The sequence below is a fragment of the Alteromonas lipotrueiana genome (assembly GCF_019249245.1).
GTDB classification, from domain to species: Bacteria; Pseudomonadota; Gammaproteobacteria; order Enterobacterales; family Alteromonadaceae; genus Alteromonas; species Alteromonas lipotrueiana.
In genome coordinates this window covers 1-18,022 of record NZ_JAESDK010000009.1, presented here as the reverse complement: position 1 = coordinate 18,022, position 18,022 = coordinate 1, and the positions used below count along the sequence as shown (strand labels likewise).

18 protein-coding genes, 4 tRNA genes and 1 pseudogene are annotated in these 18,022 nt (G+C 44.3%); 8 read left to right on the top strand and 15 right to left on the bottom strand.

The window, feature by feature from the left end:
• Nucleotides 1–56 precede the first annotated feature (56 nt).
• The 3 genes from uspE (at nt 57) to rssA (ending at nt 2,914) form a co-directional block, all read left to right on the top strand.
• Entirely contained in the window at nt 57–977 is a 921-nt protein-coding gene (uspE, locus tag JK130_RS07730; protein WP_218353748.1) for a universal stress protein UspE, read from the top strand.
• Nucleotides 978–1,065: 88 nt separating this feature from the next.
• Nucleotides 1,066–2,007 (top strand): tRNA 2-thiocytidine(32) synthetase TtcA, encoded by a 942-nt coding sequence (ttcA, locus tag JK130_RS07725; RefSeq protein ID WP_218353747.1) that lies wholly within the window; start codon nt 1,066–1,068, stop codon nt 2,005–2,007.
• A gap of 7 nt (nt 2,008–2,014) precedes the next feature.
• Nucleotides 2,015–2,914 carry a patatin-like phospholipase RssA gene (rssA, locus tag JK130_RS07720; RefSeq protein ID WP_218353746.1) on the top strand — a complete coding sequence of 300 codons (900 nt, stop codon included), beginning with the start codon at nt 2,015–2,017 and terminating at the stop codon, nt 2,912–2,914.
• 23 nt (nt 2,915–2,937) lie between these two features.
• Here rssA and JK130_RS07715 read toward each other — a convergent pair whose 3' ends face one another.
• The 6 genes from JK130_RS07715 to JK130_RS07690 are packed head-to-tail and all read right to left on the bottom strand — an operon-like array spanning nt 2,938 to nt 7,368.
• On the bottom strand, nt 2,938–3,576 hold the full coding sequence (locus tag JK130_RS07715) for a DUF2987 domain-containing protein (RefSeq protein ID WP_218353745.1): 639 nt from the start codon (nt 3,574–3,576) through the stop codon (nt 2,938–2,940).
• Nucleotides 3,573–4,364 (bottom strand): glucosaminidase domain-containing protein, encoded by a 792-nt coding sequence (locus JK130_RS07710; RefSeq protein WP_218353744.1) that lies wholly within the window; start codon nt 4,362–4,364, stop codon nt 3,573–3,575. The genes JK130_RS07715 and JK130_RS07710 overlap by 4 nt, the downstream gene beginning before the upstream one ends.
• Entirely contained in the window at nt 4,357–5,097 is a 741-nt protein-coding gene (locus JK130_RS07705) for a hypothetical protein (protein WP_218353743.1), read from the bottom strand. The genes JK130_RS07710 and JK130_RS07705 overlap by 8 nt, the downstream gene beginning before the upstream one ends.
• A gap of 58 nt (nt 5,098–5,155) precedes the next feature.
• Nucleotides 5,156–5,794 (bottom strand): LysE family translocator, encoded by a 639-nt coding sequence (locus tag JK130_RS07700; RefSeq protein WP_218353742.1) that lies wholly within the window; start codon nt 5,792–5,794, stop codon nt 5,156–5,158.
• Between the two features lie 17 nt (nt 5,795–5,811).
• The gene (cobB, locus tag JK130_RS07695; RefSeq protein ID WP_218353741.1) at nt 5,812–6,525 is read right to left on the bottom strand and encodes a Sir2 family NAD+-dependent deacetylase; all 714 of its coding nucleotides are present in this window, start codon (nt 6,523–6,525) and stop codon (nt 5,812–5,814) included.
• 3 nt (nt 6,526–6,528) lie between these two features.
• The gene (locus JK130_RS07690) at nt 6,529–7,368 is read right to left on the bottom strand and encodes a sulfurtransferase (protein ID WP_218353740.1); all 840 of its coding nucleotides are present in this window, start codon (nt 7,366–7,368) and stop codon (nt 6,529–6,531) included.
• Nucleotides 7,369–7,700: 332 nt separating this feature from the next.
• On the opposite strand from JK130_RS07690, the gene JK130_RS07685 reads away from it, so the two are divergent.
• The 4 genes from JK130_RS07685 (at nt 7,701) to JK130_RS07670 (ending at nt 11,656) form a co-directional block, all read left to right on the top strand.
• Complete coding sequence (locus JK130_RS07685; protein ID WP_218353739.1) at nt 7,701–8,570, top strand: glycosyltransferase family 2 protein; 870 nt, start codon at nt 7,701–7,703, stop codon at nt 8,568–8,570.
• Between the two features lie 231 nt (nt 8,571–8,801).
• Nucleotides 8,802–10,769, top strand: coding sequence for an acyltransferase family protein (locus tag JK130_RS07680; RefSeq protein WP_218353738.1), 1,968 nt, complete (start codon nt 8,802–8,804; stop codon nt 10,767–10,769).
• A 268-nt stretch (nt 10,770–11,037) separates the two neighbouring features.
• Nucleotides 11,038–11,122: transfer RNA gene (locus JK130_RS07675), tRNA-Tyr, on the top strand.
• Nucleotides 11,123–11,275: 153 nt separating this feature from the next.
• The gene (locus tag JK130_RS07670; protein ID WP_218353737.1) at nt 11,276–11,656 is read left to right on the top strand and encodes a dihydrolipoyllysine-residue succinyltransferase component of 2-oxoglutarate dehydrogenase complex; all 381 of its coding nucleotides are present in this window, start codon (nt 11,276–11,278) and stop codon (nt 11,654–11,656) included.
• Between the two features lie 285 nt (nt 11,657–11,941).
• Here the strand turns inward: JK130_RS07670 and JK130_RS07665 are convergent, their stop codons facing one another.
• From JK130_RS07665 to uvrY, 9 genes and pseudogenes are all read right to left on the bottom strand, one after another.
• Nucleotides 11,942–12,274 carry a hypothetical protein gene (locus JK130_RS07665; protein WP_218353736.1) on the bottom strand — a complete coding sequence of 111 codons (333 nt, stop codon included), beginning with the start codon at nt 12,272–12,274 and terminating at the stop codon, nt 11,942–11,944.
• 51 nt (nt 12,275–12,325) lie between these two features.
• Nucleotides 12,326–12,712, bottom strand: a complete 387-nt coding sequence (locus JK130_RS07660) for a hypothetical protein (RefSeq protein WP_218353735.1) — start codon at nt 12,710–12,712, stop codon at nt 12,326–12,328.
• A gap of 446 nt (nt 12,713–13,158) precedes the next feature.
• Nucleotides 13,159–13,437 (bottom strand): annotated as a pseudogene (locus tag JK130_RS07655) (IS3 family transposase); the annotation flags it as partial.
• Between the two features lie 367 nt (nt 13,438–13,804).
• A tRNA-Leu gene (locus JK130_RS07650) sits at nt 13,805–13,891 on the bottom strand.
• 51 nt (nt 13,892–13,942) lie between these two features.
• Nucleotides 13,943–14,016 (bottom strand) — tRNA-Cys (locus JK130_RS07645).
• Nucleotides 14,017–14,053: 37 nt separating this feature from the next.
• Nucleotides 14,054–14,129, bottom strand: a tRNA-Gly gene (locus JK130_RS07640).
• 196 nt (nt 14,130–14,325) lie between these two features.
• On the bottom strand, nt 14,326–14,892 hold the full coding sequence (pgsA, locus tag JK130_RS07635) for a CDP-diacylglycerol--glycerol-3-phosphate 3-phosphatidyltransferase (RefSeq protein WP_218353733.1): 567 nt from the start codon (nt 14,890–14,892) through the stop codon (nt 14,326–14,328).
• Nucleotides 14,893–14,948: 56 nt separating this feature from the next.
• Complete coding sequence (gene uvrC / locus JK130_RS07630) at nt 14,949–16,766, bottom strand: excinuclease ABC subunit UvrC (protein ID WP_218353732.1); 1,818 nt, start codon at nt 16,764–16,766, stop codon at nt 14,949–14,951.
• A gap of 7 nt (nt 16,767–16,773) precedes the next feature.
• Nucleotides 16,774–17,418 (bottom strand): UvrY/SirA/GacA family response regulator transcription factor, encoded by a 645-nt coding sequence (gene uvrY, locus JK130_RS07625; RefSeq protein WP_218353731.1) that lies wholly within the window; start codon nt 17,416–17,418, stop codon nt 16,774–16,776.
• A 192-nt stretch (nt 17,419–17,610) separates the two neighbouring features.
• Here uvrY and JK130_RS07620 point away from each other — a divergent pair, with 192 nt between their 5' ends.
• Nucleotides 17,611–17,838: a ChaB family protein gene (locus JK130_RS07620; protein WP_218353730.1), complete on the top strand. Its 228-nt coding sequence runs from the start codon at nt 17,611–17,613 to the stop codon at nt 17,836–17,838.
• Nucleotides 17,839–18,022 lie beyond the last annotated feature (184 nt).

Below are 18,022 nucleotides of genomic sequence, written 5' to 3'. Positions count from 1 at the left end.
CGGGTAAATGGTATTACACTTATACCTATGCGCATTAATTCACAGGATTAAAGGCGATGATTACTTACGATACCATTTTGGCGGTTATAGATAACAACGTTGACACTCAGCCGGCATTATCCCGTGCTCTTGAACTTGCTGAAAAAACGGATGCCACCGTAATTGCACTATTGGTGGTCTATGACTTCTCATATGAGATGACCACCATGCTTTCCAAAAACGAACGGGAGGCCATGCGTGACGCTGTATTAAACGACCAGCGCAATTGGCTGAATGAAGAGATTCGCCGTTACACCAAGCGACCCGTCGAAGTAGTGATCAAATGGCAAAGCAGAGTTTTTGAAGCAATAATAGGTACGGCAATACAATGTAATGCCGATCTTGTCGTGAAAAGCAGTCATCAAACTGCAGATTTGGTTTCCGTTATTTTCACACCTACCGACTGGCATTTACTGCGAAAATGTCCGCTCCCCGTTTTGCTGGTTAAAGAGCATGCGTGGCCCCTTTATGGAAATATTATTGCCGCAATAAATGTGGGCTCTGAGGATCGCGAGCATCTCCAACTCAACAATAAAATAACCCGTATCGCCCAGGACTACGCCAGTTTACTTACCGGTAATGTCCATCTGGTAAGCGCTTATCCGCCGGCTCCGGTGAGCATCGCGCTTGAAATACCAGAGTTTGACATTCAGGCATACCATCAGGCAGTACAACAGCACCATCAACAGGAAATGGTCCGACACGCCGAACAATATCAGCAGGTAGCAGAGCACTGCCATGTTCGCGAAGGCTTACCTGAAAAAGTAGTGGCCCATATGGCGGATAGTCTTGACGCCGAACTGGTTGTTATCGGAACCGTTGGCCGGGTGGGATTATCGGCAGCCTTTATTGGCAATACCGCCGAAAGAGTCATTGACACATTGCAGTGTGATGTACTGGCGATAAAGCCCGACGGGTTTGAATCCCCCATCTATTGAAACATTGGCATTAAAGCTCGGCTAAAGGGTGACGTTCGTTGCTGGGATTTTGTATAATAGAGTTTTTGAGAGCCTGAACAGAAATTGTATGAGTCAACATGCCGACAAGAGCCATCCAGAGCCGCTAACCCGCGCGCAGAGTAACCAAAAATACAGTTTCAACAAACTGCAAAAGCGTCTTCGCCACAATGTGGGCAAAGCGATTGCCGACTTTGGCATGATTGAACATAATGATAAAGTTATGGTGTGTTTGTCTGGCGGTAAAGACAGCTACACGATGCTGGATATTCTGCTGTTACTGCGCAAGGTGGCCCCCATATCCTTTGATATTATTGCAGTCAATTTAGACCAGAAGCAACCAGGATTTCCAGAGCATGTATTGCCAAATTATCTTGAGAACCTGGGTGTAGAATATCAAATTGTCGAAGAAGACACCTACTCCATCGTAAAAGACAAAGTGCCCGAAGGCAAAACGACCTGTGCTTTATGCTCACGTCTTCGGCGCGCTATTTTATATCGAACGGCAACCGAACTTGGTGCGCCTAAAATTGCATTAGGGCATCATCGTGATGACATGCTCGAAACACTCTTTTTGAACATGTTTCATGGTGGTACAATTAAGTCTATGCCCCCCAAGCTGGTTAGCGATGATGGCCAGCACATTGTTATCCGGCCACTGGCTTATTGCACCGAAAAAGACATTAAAAAGTATTCTCAGGATGTGGGGTTTCCTATTATTCCTTGTAACTTATGTGGCTCTCAGGAAAACCTGCAAAGACAGAATATTAAACATATGTTGCAAGACTGGAATCAACGTTTTCCGGGCCGCATAGAGTCTATGTTTAAAGCAATGCAAAACGTAGTACCTTCGCATATGCCAGATCGCCAGTTGCATAATTTTGCTAACGTGACCCGAAGTGACGGGCCAGTAGCTGATGGAGACATCGCGTTTGACCAGCCCGAGGTTACTGCGAAGCCTGTTCACGACACTCAACAAACGCCAGTACAAATTATCAATTTAGTGGAATAAAAACAGCATGAAAATAGGTATTGCACTAGGTGCGGGCGCCGCTCGAGGCTGGACCCATATTGGTATTATCCAGGCTCTGGAAAAACTGGGTGTAAATATTGATATTGTCGCCGGCTGCTCAGTAGGTGCCTATGTTGGAGCCGCCTATGCCAGTGGCAAGCTTGATGAGCTTCGCCAGTGGTCATGTTCACTGACCGAATGGCAGGTGTTTTCTCTTATGGGCGTGGGTATCCATAAAGGCGGGCTGGCCAGCGGCGAAAAGGTTTTTAAAAAACTAAAAAGCGACTTTTGCGCGTCAACATTTGAAGAAATGCAGAAAAAATTTGCGGTAGTCGCAACCGATTTGCACTCAGGGCGTGAAGTGATGTTTGGCTCGGGTCCACTGGATACGGCAATCCAGGCATCGTGTGCTATACCGGCTTTGTTTAGCCCGGTGTCTTACCAGGGCCGCTGGTTGGTTGATGGCGCCGTAGTGAATCCGGTACCGGTAAATTTGTGTCGCCAACTGGGTGCCGATTTTGTGATTGCCGTAAACCTGAATGCCGATTTTCGACCCCAAAGACTTGAAAAACCGGCCGAAAAACACGAAGAAAACGATCGTAAAACCGAGCATTTCTTACAGAAAAGTTCAAGCGCAGTACGGCAGTGGTTTTCGCCGGATAACGGCACCGACAATAAAGCCCCACCGGGTATTTTGAGTGTAATGAGCAGTTCTCTGGAAATTCTTCAGGCTCGGGTAACCCGTTCCAGATTAGGAGGTGACCCGCCTGACATACTAATAGAGCCGTATTTAGCCGATGTGGGTTTACTTGAATTCCACCGTGCTACTGAACTGTGCGAAAAAGGCGAACAAACGGTCAATCGGTTAGCTGAACAAATACGTTATCAGCTTGTTCTTAACGACTAATAAGGGGCTGGCACCAAGACGCTCTATTGAGTCGAAGCGATTGCGGTAATACGCACGGGTGGCTGGGGCAATTTTAACGCTTTGCTCTGGTTCAACCATTCTTTAGGAAGCCGTAACAACCCACTGGTGATAGAGGGTGCCCCCTTTAATGGTGCCTGTAGGTAAGGATTGTCAAATTGCATAGACAGCCCCTGAACCGAGGGCATCATAAAAGACAAGAAGCTTCCCATTTCGTTGAAAAAGGCTTCGTATTGCTCCACCAGCATCGATAACTCGTCTGCAGAATAGTCACTTTTCAAAAACTCAGGCTTGGTTTCAAGCTGAACCGACATATCGCACCGGCCCGCAGCCTCTGTAAAACCAATCACTATTTTAGCGTCCGCCAACTTTAATGCTTTTTCAGAAGGCAGCGTAAAGCGCTGCTCAGCAGAAATAGTCATGGGTAAAGACAGTTTTGGCGTGACAATGACTGCTGACTCAATGTTACACAGCTTACCACTTTGGTTATTTAAAAAACCAAAAGCAAACTGCAGCGCTTGAGTGTCATCGCCCTCAAGCTTTCGCGTATGGCTATAAAACTGTTTATATTCAAGCTCGAGCTTTTCTGTGGCAATGCACAGCGAGCTGAAAAAAACCGCCACTGCAGCTATCCAGGTTTTCATTTTGTAAAAAACTTCTTATTGAATCGAATCATTGACTGCAATTCTTCAACATAAGCCGCCCCACGCTCTGAATATTTCATCAGCCCTTCAGCCAGTGCCATACCGGTAATGGGCTTTTGGTTCATACGTAACCTTGCACGTATACTACGCAAATCCTTGTAAGCTCTGTGCCGATTAAGGTTACGCATATAGGTATATGTTGCTCTTGAGATATTATCAAAACGCGCAACTTCGTGGGCCGCGCCTTTATTACGTTGTGAAGGAACAAAGCCGCAGCCGCGCTTAAAGCACCACAACCCAAAAAAGTTATAACCTTCACGGGCGAACCGGCTGGTCCCCCAGGCAGATTCGTTAGCAGCCTGAACTAATACCAACTCCACCGGTAAAATATCCACCTTTTGAAGCAATCGATTAAGCTGTTCGTCTACGGCAACTGACTCTTTTACGCCATACTCGTTAACTAACCAGGCAATACGCTCCTCATCGTCTTCAGACAAATTTTCACCGCTGGTCATTTTGCGCTGTAGTGTTTGTAAATAATGACGCAATGACAACAAGTATTCATTTTGCTTTTCGACTTCAGGACGCAGGTAGTCAAAAAACGCAATCTTGCGTTCACTGACATTTTCAAAAGAAGAGAAATCGGGTACTGGTTCACTGGCTTGCTCACTTTCGGGCACATCCAGTATATCTGGCTCGCCCGAAGTCAGGATCCAGGCATTGATGACAATGACCGCCAAAATACCCAGAGTAATCAGAACAATTTTTGTAGTTTCACGTTTATGCATCAAAAGTCGACTCATGATTAGAATGTTCAGACGACAATTCTTCAGACTTGGCGCCAAAAAGATCATCAAATAAAAGGCCCACAGTGGCATAGTAAAGGGGCATAACCCAAAGCATTGCCAACCCCAGGGTAAACGCACTAAGTAGCAGTAATAAAATAAAAATTCCGAACAGGCTTATAAACCCTGACAGGTATTTATTCACCACCTTGAACGACAGTATTATTGCCGAGGTCACCGGAATTCTACGCTGAGCAATAATTGGCAGGGTAAATACACTGGCCATAAATACATACATACCAGGAACAATAAGAAGATAAAGCCCCAATTGCACGATAATAGAGACGAACAACTGCGCCACCGCCAGTGATAGAATTTGGGGTAAGTAATCAAATAGATTATGAAACCGGGTGTGCCGCCTACCCGCCAGGTCACTGGCCTGCATAATTAGACCGGTAGTGATAGGTGCCATCAAAAATATCACAATAACATCGATAAATGCTTGTTGAGACTGGGATAGCTGGGTGAGACCTTCTACCGAATAGCGACCGACCAAAATTGCCATCAATGCAGCGACAACCAGTAAAATAACGCCACAACCAGCGATTAAAAGCTGATAATTAGATTTCACTAAACTGTTAGATCGCAGCAATATATTTTTGACCGAAAAATCGTAGTCGCCTGACAATGCTTTTTCCAGACGGTCCCCTTGCGGGTTATAGTTTGTGTTGCTCACCCATTCCTCATTGCGCTGATGTTCACAGCATTAGTATACCTGAAAGTTCGCCGCGTCTCTAAGCGAATACCAGTTTTGCCGCCAATCCAAGCAGCAGTACCCCCATGGTACGATCTAACCAGTAACCTTTTTTTCCAAGTAACTGTGTAACCCGCCCAGAACCTAAAATAAAAGAGAGAAAGCAGAACCACATGCCGGTTGCGACTGCCAGGTAAATACCATAGGTCAGTTTAATTCCCATAGGAGTATCAACATCAATAAAAGCGGTAAATAATGATAAAAAAAACAGCGTAGCTTTAGGGTTAAGTCCGTTAGTCAAAAAGCCCATCCATAACGCCTTTTTGGGGCTAATTGAGCTTTTGACCGGAATCTTAGCAGCCTGTTCTTTGTCGCTAGTGGCCGTAGGAGGGCCACTTTTAAGCGCCCCTATTGCCAGATAAATCAGGTAGGCGGCCGCTAAATAGCTGATGGCCTGATACAACCAGGGCGTGGTTTTTATTACCACAGATAGTCCCACCAGCGAGTAGGCCACATGAATTAAAATACCCAATCCAATACCAATGCTGGTAAAAATAGCGATACGTCTTCCATAAGCAAGGCTGTTTCGAACAACAATGGCAAAGTCGGGGCCCGGGCTGGCTACCGCCACCAGATGAACCAACGCAATAGTGATAAAGTCTTGCCAAAACATAGCCATTGTCTCTTATAAAATCGTTACGATAGGGTTTTTAAAAACGTATTGAAAAACGCGGGCACCGTCTCACTGGCTGGCCCTTGCCAGGTTTCGTCAAACAAATCCTTGTTGGCCGCTGATTGTAAATTAATCTCAACACTATGAACATTCGAATCCCGGGCAATTTCGACAAAGCCAGCTGCAGGATAAACCTGGCCAGAAGTACCAATAGCAATAAACATATCAGCTTGGCTAAGTGCGGTCATGATGGTTTGCATATATTTGGGTGTTTCGCCAAACCAAACAATATCAGGACGAACCTTACTGCCAGGGTCACAACAATGGCACCGCGTATTGCTATCGTAGGGCGCCGTATAATAAACCTGCTGGTGACTGCTTAAACAGCGATAGGAAAGTAAGGTACCGTGCATATGCAGCACATTATGGCTTCCCCCTCGCTCGTGTAAATTGTCTACATTTTGAGTAATAATTGTGACGTTATCACCTAATCGCTGCTGTAATTCAGCTATCGACTTGTGCGCTGCATTAGGCTGAACATCAGCGCGTTGTAATTGAGCACGACGCGCATTATAAAAACGATACACCAGCTCGGGATCACGCAAAAAAGCCTGGGGAGTCGCTACATCTTCGATTTGGTGGTCTTCCCAAAGCCCGTTATTATCGCGAAACGTGGCTAGTCCCGATTCTGCTGAAATCCCTGCCCCGGTTAATATTACAATTTTGGGTTGTTTCATTATTTACCCCATTTGTATGGGCAGTGTCTTGTCACTGCCCCATTCAGTCCAACTACCGTCATATACCGACACGTGACTGGCGTTACATAATAATGCGGCCATCCCGATAATACACGCGGTTATACCTGAGCCACAGCTACAGATAACCGGCTTTTTTAAGTCGATATTTTGAGACCCAAATATGGCATTAAGTTCGTCGACAGATTTGAACTTGTTATCGCGTAAAAGCGTCTGATAATGAATATTAACCGAGCCCGGTATATGTCCGCTTCGCACACCTTTACGGGGCTCAGGCTCGCTGCCGGCAAAACGAGCCGGACTTCGGGCATCTATAATTTGAATGTCTGTATGCAGTGCCTTAACTACCTCGGGGGTATCTACAAACCAACCGTTTTGCGAAACTACGTTATACAGCTGCTTAGAAGGCGCGGTTGGCTGCTCCCGATTTGTTATCCCGCTGTTCGCTCGCCACTCAGGTAGCCCTCCATTTAATACCTGTACCTTCTTGTGCCCGACCGCTTTGAGCATCCACCATAGCCTGGGCGCACAAAAAACGCCGAAGTTGTCATAAACAACGATATCGGAATGTTCAGTTAACCCCAGCTTTCCCAGCAGGATACTTAGCGTGTTATCGTCCAGTCGTTGGTGTACGCTGTTATTAAAATGAAGGCTTCCTTCATTGTCTAAATCAACACGTTGAGCCCCAGGTAAATATTCGGCTGAATTTTGTTCTGATTTTGCCTCTGTCAAACCAGGCATAGTCATAATGGCATTTAAAACAACCACGGGCTCTTGTCCGAGTTTATCGGCCAGTGTTTCGGTAGAAACTAACATGTCGGTCATAATACGCCTTCTTATTCAAACAAATGGTTTCAAACGTTTAATTTTAAAACGAATACGGTTTCAATCAAAACTTGTTGCAACTAAAGCAATACTAAAAAATGGTATAAAATCTTTAAGAATCAACATAATTGACTACGACAAACATTCAGATACTACACGTAAATAATGTAACTATTTCACAGCATTATTGTAGCTGTGTGAAATGTAGTTTTTTTTCATCATAAAAACCAGAGGTTTACTGAGCCGCAATCCTGGTTTGTTCTTTGCTGTAGGTGATATCAGGAGTTTGCTGTATTCCCACAGCCCCTTGAATACATAGCGAGGACGATCGGATGAAAGACAATTTTAGTGTGGTCACAATTGTTAAAAACCGGACAAAACAACTTTCTAATCTGATTGCAAATTTAGAGCAGGCGCAGTTACCACCTTCAGAACTTGTAGTGGTATGGATGGCGCCCCCATCTGATAAATCATTAGTACAAAGCAAAAAGTTTTGTATCAAGCATAAATTTGCAACTTCAGAGGAGCTACCGCTAGCTCAGGCTCGTAATCGCGGGTTTTTTGCCTGTGAATATGAGCGTATTGTGCATATAGACGTTGATTGTCTGTGCGCGCCAGATTTGTTCTTAAAACTGATGCAAAACTGGCAAGATAGAACCATTTTCACCTCGCCCATTCAGCCAGTTGTGGATATGCCAGAAGAGATTTCTTATACCGCCCTGCGGGCTCGCAGAGATTTACACGTCCCCAAATCGGTAAGTCAACGCAGCCAAAGTAAGACCTTTCACTCGGCGCTTTTTGCCATTGATCGAGCCAGCTTTAATGAAGTTAATGGTTTTGATGAGCAGTACCATGGGTTTGGAATTGGAGATATCGATTTCGCCACCCGATGTTCGGCTGCCGGTATAGATTTACACATGCTTGATACGTTAACCTTTAATCAATTCAGGGCGAATTATCAGTATCCGGTGAATCATTTGCTTGATATTGTTACCAACGCTAATCTTTTTAAATCAAAATGGGGTTACTACCCGGCAACTCATTGGTTGAGCGCGTTTATGCAGGCAGGGTTAATAGATGAAAATTATGAGAGCAATGGGCTTTGTATTAAGCGCATGCCGACCGCAAGTGAGGTTTCTACAGCGCTTAATGTAGAAACTTCTCATACCCAAGCTGCTAACGTAGCGCGAATTTCAGCCTGAAAAAATTATGCTGAAAGTTTATATAGATAAGCAAAAATTGTTTTAGTAAAAGGCAGATGCGGTGAGAATGTGTGAAGCAGGCTTTAGACGCCTGCTTTTTTGTGTTTAAAACATAAAATAATAAAACTGCGGTATGTCTGTCCATATATTAGTCCATGTAATAGCCCACGCCTTATTACAATATCTGCAGCAGTCTTTAAGACATTTTAAAAGTGATGAAACAGTACGTCTATGCAATACAGAAGTGAGATTGACGGCCTGCGGGCGGTGGCGGTTTTACCCGTCTTGTGGCTGCATGCAGATTTACCAGGATTACCGGGTGGCTTTTTAGGTGTAGATGTATTCTTTGTTATAAGCGGGTTTCTTATTACCAGCATTATTAACCGTGAGCTTTGCGAAAAACGGTTTTCAGTAATCACATTTTATGAGCGCCGGGCGCGTCGTATTTTGCCCGCATTGGCTTGTGTCGTTATTGTAACGAGTATGATCATACCTTGGGTAACCCTATCGCCTAAGGTACTGGGCAGTTACGGAGAGAGTTTACTGGCGGTTACCGCCTTTGTTTCTAACCTGTATTTTTGGCAAACCACTGGGTACTTCGGAACCACATCTGAGCTATCTGTGCTGCTGCATACCTGGAGCTTGGCCGTAGAAGAGCAATATTATGTGTTGTTTCCTTTATTGGCTTTGCTCATATTCAAATACGCGCGGCCGTACTTTGCTCACTTTTTAATAGGTATTGCATTGTTTTCTCTCGGGTATGCTCAGTGGTACCAAAGTGTTGACCCTATCGGTAATTTCTATTTGCTGCCAAGTCGTGCGTGGGAGTTGATGGCCGGGGCGTTAGCCAGTCTATACATTAATACTGCGAATTATTCGCAAGTTGCTGCGAATACGAAAAATGTTCTGAGCTTAATCGGGCTTGTATTAATACTGGCCTCTTACGCCTTATTTACACCCGCCACCGCCCATCCGTCCATGCTCACTCTGATTCCTGTATCAGGTGCGGTGTTACTTTTACTTTTCGCCACTACTGGCACCACGATGGCCGCGATGTTGTCCATGCCTGTCCTGTTGTTTATCGGCATTACGAGTTATTCGCTGTATCTTTGGCACCAGCCGGTATTAGCTTTGCTGCGGATTTATCATGATGGTGAACTGACACATCTTTTCAGTATTTTGGGCATAGTATTATCATTTATATTGAGCATTGCTTCATGGCGCTGGATTGAAACACCGTTTCGAAACAAACAACGATTTTCCAGCACCAGGATATTTAAATATTCCGGGACCTGCCTGCTCGGTTTTTCATGTCTGGGGTTGCTGTTTTATAGCAATGTAACCTGGCGTAGCGTTATTGAACCAGAGAATATGGCCCGTTATCAGCAACTCGCTACCGCGTATTCATCGCATACCCGTCAACCTATGGTTAGCGAACCATGCAAACTATGGTCATCCGTGCTGGATCCCGAGTTTACCCGCAAGTTTGAAAAGTGCGCTCAACAGCATCAACAAGCAGTATTTATTTTAGGTGGCAGCCACGGTATGGATTTATACAATGCCGTAGCAATGAACAGCGCTGCACCATTTGTAGTGAGTGTGTCACGAGGTTCGTGCCGGGCCCATGCCTATCGAGGCCACCCGAAGAACAAACCCCACTGTCAATACCAGGATTTTTTGTCGTTCGCGAAAAAGCATGCCTCCCATATTGGATTAATTGTTTATACGCAAACGCCGGACAAGCTATTTACCGGCGCTTCTATTTTTGCGGGCACCATCGAGAATATAAATAAGCATTATGTAAACGAGGTTGTGCGTTACCTGACTAAAGTTAAACGCGTCGCATCTGCGCCTGTACTAATGATAGGTATGTTACCGCCGTTGACCACCCATCCGGTTGACTGGAATTATCGCCAACCCTTTAGTGGCCAATTACCAGCTTATGTCTCTGACAAAGCGATTGCTCACTCGGTAGCTCTGGATGATATTTTTAGTAAAAAGCTTAATGTTGCCGGTATTGGCTATATTTCAAAGCTGGAGGGATTCAACCTACGATTACCGGAAGATTTAATCGTAGAAGGCGCGATAACCTATTCAGACCGTCGTCATATCAGCACAATTGGTGAACAGGTGTTTGGCAGGCGTCTGCTTGAACACGCCTATGGTCAAGGGTATCGTATACTTGAACCGGCCAGGTAAAAGGTTGAACCCATGGTTAGTGTGCCTTCAGGTTTCATCTGCAGACTAGCTAGCTTACTGATAAAGCACGCTTTTTAACCTTATTGGGCTATGCTGTCGATACAATATATCCGATGGGTTGTACAAAATATAACCCTATGATTTTATTAATAGTTTTTCTAAATAAAACTTGACGCCGATATCCACAAACATTACACTGCATTCCTCTTTTGGTTAGACACTAATTGAGAAGACAACCAGGTAATTCTTTAGCCTTTTGTCTCTGTGTGGAGTGGTACCCAAGCGGTCAACGGGAGCAGACTGTAAATCTGCCGGCTCAGCCTTCGCAGGTTCGAATCCTGCCCGCTCCACCATCTTTCTTTTTCTATCCCAGCTATTCCCACCGTTGTTTTACGTTACCTCTTTCATAAGTTTTTAAATAATATTTATTGGTAGCAATAAAGCGCAAGCCGTCACTGTCTCTACAGTCATAAAACATAATTTTATAATGCTTTAAGAATGGGGCTGTGCACTTCCCCTTTAATGTGTCCCTTGAAATTGATGGGGCTGATGTCACTGCAAACATCGACACCTCCACCGCAGCACTGTCTGTCAGCAAAGCACCGGCCAAAAAAGCTACACGGTCAAAAGGCAAAACTCGCGCTAAAGCCGACAATGAGCCTAAAGCCGAAGATACTGACACGCCAGCGCAAAAGAATGAAGCACCGGTAAAAGAGGAAGAAGCTGCCAACGAGTCACAGGAAAAAACGCCAGAGGCAATATCCGCAAAGGATGAGCAGCCTACTAGAAATCCGATGGCTTCAGCGGAAAAGTTACCCTTTGAGCCGGACAACAAAGCTAATGATGCTCCTGTTAAACAACGTTCGGCTAAATCACTGTTCGCATGATTCAGTGTATCGTCCGATTCTTTAAAATTCTATTCACGACGCTGGGCTCGCTTTAGTTACCGGCATCGTGATTGGGGTGTCTTACTTTATATCAGTCTTTCTCAGCGCATTTGGCATTATTGCCGCTATTGGTCTACTGATATGTGCAATATACGCAGGGAAAGAGCCTAAAAAATAATTACCCCTTACTTAAATATACTTGAAATCGTACTTGGAAAATAAAAAATCCGATACTAGCGTCTAGTATCGGATTTTTTATTGCTTTAATTTAAGAAAAACTGAAAGCTAAGGATGAGGGAATAAGCCACCCATTTCACCATTGCTTTTAAAATTACCAGTGGGCCAAGCATAACTTCTAGAAGCTCTCCATTCTTGAGTACCTAAACTCGAAGAGCCGTCTTGAGTTCTAAAGTCGACTGTGAAATCAACGTAAATGGTTCCTGGCCTATAAAACGAATTCCAACCCTCGTCCCAAACTTTTATGGTAGTGTAGGAATCAATTGCCGACGTAGCCTCTTCAATCTTATTTTCATTAATAGGAACTCGAACAACTTTGTCATCTTCTGCTGCTGTGTCCATAGTAGTAATAAGTTGATCTGACTTCTCTATGGCTGACATTATATCGTAAGCTTCTTGGACCACTGTATACTTTTTAACAGCGAGATCGAATTATTCAAGTGTAAGACCAGCATATTTAGCTAATCCAGTTTTGTATTCTGTCATAACACTATGAACTTCCTCCAAAAGTGCATGCGATATCTCTAAACCGCTTTCCCTCAATTGACGAAGTTCAATCATCGCCGAATGCTCTGATAACTTGAAGCCTGGCCCTTGAGCAATCGCATGAGGAGTCTCTACTAGAGAGTTCATGAGTCTCATGTATTCCTTTCCCGACAGATCCAATATATCGGCAGTTTCATTGATGCGAAGCTTTGATTTAACTACAGGCTGTGCGGATTTCAGCATACTATCTGACACCTGCCCGCCACTATGGGCAAAAAACGAGCTAGTTGCCAGTACACCTAAAATAGTTAATTTTGAAGCTAAACTTACCATGTAAATTTCCTTTTTACTTTTTGTAGATTCAAAGTAACCCTATCATGCTTTGACTAAAAAATAACCCGTATCTTGCCGCGATTCTGGGATTATCTCCAAATGGGCATTTTCCATTTGATCTTTAGACAGTTTACAATTTTGAAAAATTGATACGAGTTTATGGTGAAATTCTTTGCCATCTCAAGGAGCTAAGTTAATTTCAGACAGGTGTATCCACTGCCAAATAAAAAACCCGAACCTTGAAGAAGTAGGAACCGGTTTTACAACTCGGATTTTTAATGAACTTAACCCAAGGAGTTGGCGCAATTATGTCTGTTCGACGTGCGGGGGAGTAATTCTAACCGCAGCGCGCAATGGTTCTATCAATATTGTAGAGATGTACCCGGCATACTCTTCACTCGAAAGCGAAATTCCTGATAGAGCTAGAGTGGACTTCCCAGCTTTCACTAGACATTTTGTTGTTCCAAAAAATACGCTTCTTCGAATTTAGCAGGTGATACACCGCTTGTATGCGAATGGCGTTTTTTAGAATTGTAAAACATTTCTATAAAGTGAAATATCTCAGTCTTCGCTTCGTCTCTTGTTGAATATATCTTTTTTCTGATCATGCGCTTTTTAAACGTAGCAAAAAAGCTCTCCGCTACCGCATTATCATGGCAGTTACCTCGACGGCTCATAGAAGGAACAAGGTTGTGCTCTTTCATAAACGTCAAATAATCTGCACTGCTACGGCAGACACTGAGCCTCTAATAAAGAGTAAATCCCATTGCTTACAGGTATTCGTGTTTGCATTTCGTAATTGAACAATGATCTGGCACCAATAAAAAACCGGGTTTTGAAAGGACTCACATTTTTAGTGATTCAAAGGCTTCGGTTAAATTTTTCAGAACCACTATTCGTAATATTATTAGTTTCCATTCAATCGATATACATCATTTTGCTCGACCATGACACAGAAGAACCTGGAACTGAACGTCTTTTTAAAAACATTTAATATCGGCTAATCATACAGACTGTAAGATGGGGAAATTGGGTAGAGCTAAGGGTTTGAGTGCAATGGTACTTGGATTGCTATCGATGGATACTAAGAAATGGTGCCCGGGGCCGGACTTGAACCGGCACGATCTTACGATCGAGGGATTTTAAATCCCTTGTGTCTACCAATTTCACCACCCGGGCATTAAGGGCTCGGTCATCAGACCTGGTGCAATTGCCTTGGTAAAAGCAATTTGGAGGCGGAACCCGGAGTCGAACCGAGATACACGGATTTGCAATCCGCTGCATAGCCATTCTGCCATTCCGCCAATATCGGAACCGTGATTCCTACCAAACTAAAAAGTTTGGAGCGGGAAACGAGACTCGAACTCGCGACCCCAACCTTGGCAAGGTTGTGCTCTACCAACTGAGCTATTCCCGCATAAATTGTCATTTAAATCGAACGACAATTTGGCGTTTGGTTTGTGTTACTTGCTGCGCCAAACGTGCGATGCATTCTACCTACCCCACCCTGACTGTCAATACAAAAACCGCTATTTTTCAATGAATTTTGCATTTTTCGGTTTGTTTGCTAGTTTTTTATTCACATTGTGCAATAGTCAACCAACTTGGTTTATTTAAGGTTTAACTGAAAGATGTTTCCAGGCAGATAATGTGTATTTCACCATAGACCACAACGACAATACTGCGGCGATATAAAGTAGAATATAGCCTAGGGTTACCCAATAAATGGGAAAGCCCATAAAGCTTTCTAAGCCAGACAGTAATCCGATAAGTGCCAGCATCTGCGCGGTAGTTTTGGCTTTACCTATAAAAGAAACCTTAACTTCATCTCTTACACCCTGGCTGCCCATCCATTCGCGCAGCGCTGAAACGTAGATTTCTCTGATCAGCAAAACGATTGCCGGTATTGTTATCCACAATGTTGCGTAACTGTGCGTTATCATTAGTAGCGCAGCGGCAACAATCAGCTTGTCAGCCACGGGATCTAAAAATGCGCCGAATGGCGTGTTCTGGTTTAATTTACGTGCCAGATAACCGTCGAACCAGTCGGTAATAGCCGCTAACCAGAAAACAAACGCACCGAGTTCGTGCGCCCACTTCCAGTCTAGAAAGTAAACCATTACGAATACCGGAATTAGCACAACTCGAAAAAGGGTAATTAAATTTGGTACTGTCCACATAATAACTTCTCTGTTCGCCTGGTTGGATTGTACCCAAAAGATGGGTTGGCGCACCACTAATGGTGCAGGTGGTCGTAAATAGTTTCGGCTAAATCAGTGCTAATGCCCGGCACACTGGCAATTTCGCCCTTGCTAGCACGCTTCAGGCCCTGCAGGCCGCCCATGTATTTTAACAAAGCCTGTCGACGCTTAGCCCCTATGCCTGGAATGCCTTCAAGCGTAGAGGTGTTTTTAACTTTCTGACGACGGTTTCTGTGCCCTGCAATAGCAAAACGATGCGACTCATCTCTGATATGCTGGATAAGGTGTAATGCAGGAGCATGACTTTCCATTGGGATGGTTTCGTGAGTATCTTCAAGAATCAAGGTTTCCAAGCCTGGTTTTCGTGTAGTACCTTTTGCCACCCCAATAAGCATAGGCTTGATATCAGCCGGCCAGTCGGTAAAAAAAGCCTCAGCCTGCGCCAATTGACCTTTACCGCCATCAATAAATAATATGTCGGGTATCTTGTTCGCTTCGCCAGGAGTTTTATAACGCCGCTTTAACGCCTGAGCCATTGCCGCATAATCGTCTCCGGGGGTTATTCCTTCTATGTTATAGCGCCGATAATCAGTTTTTAAAGGCCCTTCGCGGTTAAATACCACACACGAAGCAACCGTTTGCTGACCCGAGGTGTGAGAAATGTCAAAACACTCCATGCGTTGCACGGGCGTTTCTCGCTCTAAAGTTTCCTCTAAATCTAAATAACGAGCATGTACTGACTTTTGTTCTACAAATCGAGCTTCTAACGAATTATTAGCATTGTTTTGAGCCAATTCTAAATAGCGCCTTTTTTCATCGCGTGCACCGCGGAAAAATTTGACCCTGTGGCCCGCTTCATTACTCAAAACATCGGCAATAGCACTTTCATCAGTAAGTTCTAACGGTATAACAATTTGCTTAGGAATAACTTTATTACCCGCCAGATAAAACTGTAACAGAAACGATTCAAATACTTCCTGTTCAGTCGCGGTAGAAGGAATTTTAGGAAAAAACGACTTCGAACCCAGTAACTGTCGGTCGCGAATAAACATGGATTGAATACAGGCTATGTTGCCTTTCATGGCATAACCAAATACATCCATTTCATCCTGGGTCCCAGAAACCCATTGCCGTTCCTGTACTTTGCGCAATGCCGTGATCTGGTCGCGGTATCGCGCTGCAGCTTCAAAGTTCATGTCAACAGACGCCTGCTCCATCCGGTCTACCAAAGTACCGATTACCTGCTGGTTTTTCCCTTTCAAAAATAATCGCGCCAAATGAACCTGTTCACCATATTCGGCATCACTCACATGACCCTCTACGCACGGAGCACTACACCGCTTCATTTGATACTGCAAACAAGGGCGACTTCTTGCGCGATAATAGCTGTCTTCACACTGGCGAACCGGAAAAATCTTCTGCATCGAACGTAAACTTTCTCGTACCGACCAGGCACTAGGATACGGCCCGAAATATTCGCCCTTGCGTTTTTGCGGACCACGATGAAATGACAGCCGAGGATGTTCGTGGGCAGACAAAAATATAAACGGGTACGATTTATCATCTCGTAAAACCACGTTGTAACGTGGTTTATATTTTTTAATGAAGTTGTTTTCTAATAAAAAAGCTTCCATTTCGCTGTTGACTACGGTGACATCCATAGCGGCAATATGCGCCACCAGCGAGCGGGTTTTTGCGTTATCTACCTGATCTCTGAAATAGCTAGAAACCCGTTTTTTCAGGTTTTTCGCTTTTCCTACATAAATCACCTCTTCCTGGGCGTTGTACATTCGGTAAACGCCCGGCTGATTAGTCAGGTTTTTAAGAAAGGCAGCAGAGTCGAAAGAAGACATATCAGATTTACAGTGAATGGGAGTCGATCAATTTATGCCTTAAAGCCAGGTGGGTAAGCTCTACATCAGTGGTTACACCCAGCTTTTCGAACATGCGATAGCGGTAAGTATTCACGGTTTTTGCGTTAATGCACAATTCACTGGCTATTTCAGGCACACGTTTTCCCCGGGTCAACCTTAAGGCAATACTTAATTCACGATCTGAAAGTATCGCAAAAGGATTATTTGTATCTGGGGCAAGCTTGCTGATAGCGATACTTTGTGCAATTTCTGGGGCAAGGTATTTTTGTCCGGCCACAACTTTATAAATTGCGCGTATCATCTCATCGGGCTCAGCATCTTTTGTCAGAAAACCAAAGGCGCCAATTTGCATAACCTGAGCCGGAATCGGATGTTCCTTATGCATAGATAAACAAATTACGCGGGTATTTTCAGACATACGTAAAATCTTTTTGGTGGCTTCGAGCCCGCCCATGCCTGGCATATTAACATCCATTAATACCACATCAGGCGCATTACGCCGACAAAGCACTACCGCATCTTCACCAGTTTTAGCTTCTGCAATTACGCTAAAGTCTTTTTCATCATCTAAAATACGCCGAATTCCTGTTCGAACCAGCTCATGATCGTCTGCCAGGATAATCTTTATCACGTTATTGGTCACCGATAGTCGTTGTTGTATTCGTGGGAACGGGTACATCCTGCACCAACCACATCATATCATGGTTCACAGAGCTGTGAAGTCTTCCCGACTGGTCACCTTCAGCTATTTGCCTGAAGTTTAAACGAATCCTTGAATTACGGCGTAGCAGATAAAACAGATTCATTATTAGAGAGCAAATGTATGCCATATAATAAAAAGTCAGAGTTACCGGATTCTGTTCGCGATAACTTACCCTCTCATGCCCAGGATATATTCAAAGAAGCTTATAATAGTGCCTGGCAGGAATACAAAGACGCTGATGACCGAAACGGGGACGACAGTCGCGAAGAAGTCGCTTTTAAAGTCGCCTGGTCGGCGGTAAAACAGAAATACCATAAAAACGAAAAGGGCAACTGGGTTAAAAACTGACAACCTCCCTACCTTTTTACTAATTTTATCTGTTCAGGGGGACGCCTGCCCCCCCTATCTTAACATGGACACCCACCATCATTACGTGGACACCCACCTTCCATTTAAGACACCCACAACCTGTCTTTGTGGACAGTAGCCGGCAGGTCGCTATCAGGGCATGATATTATTCTTTTTAACCCGT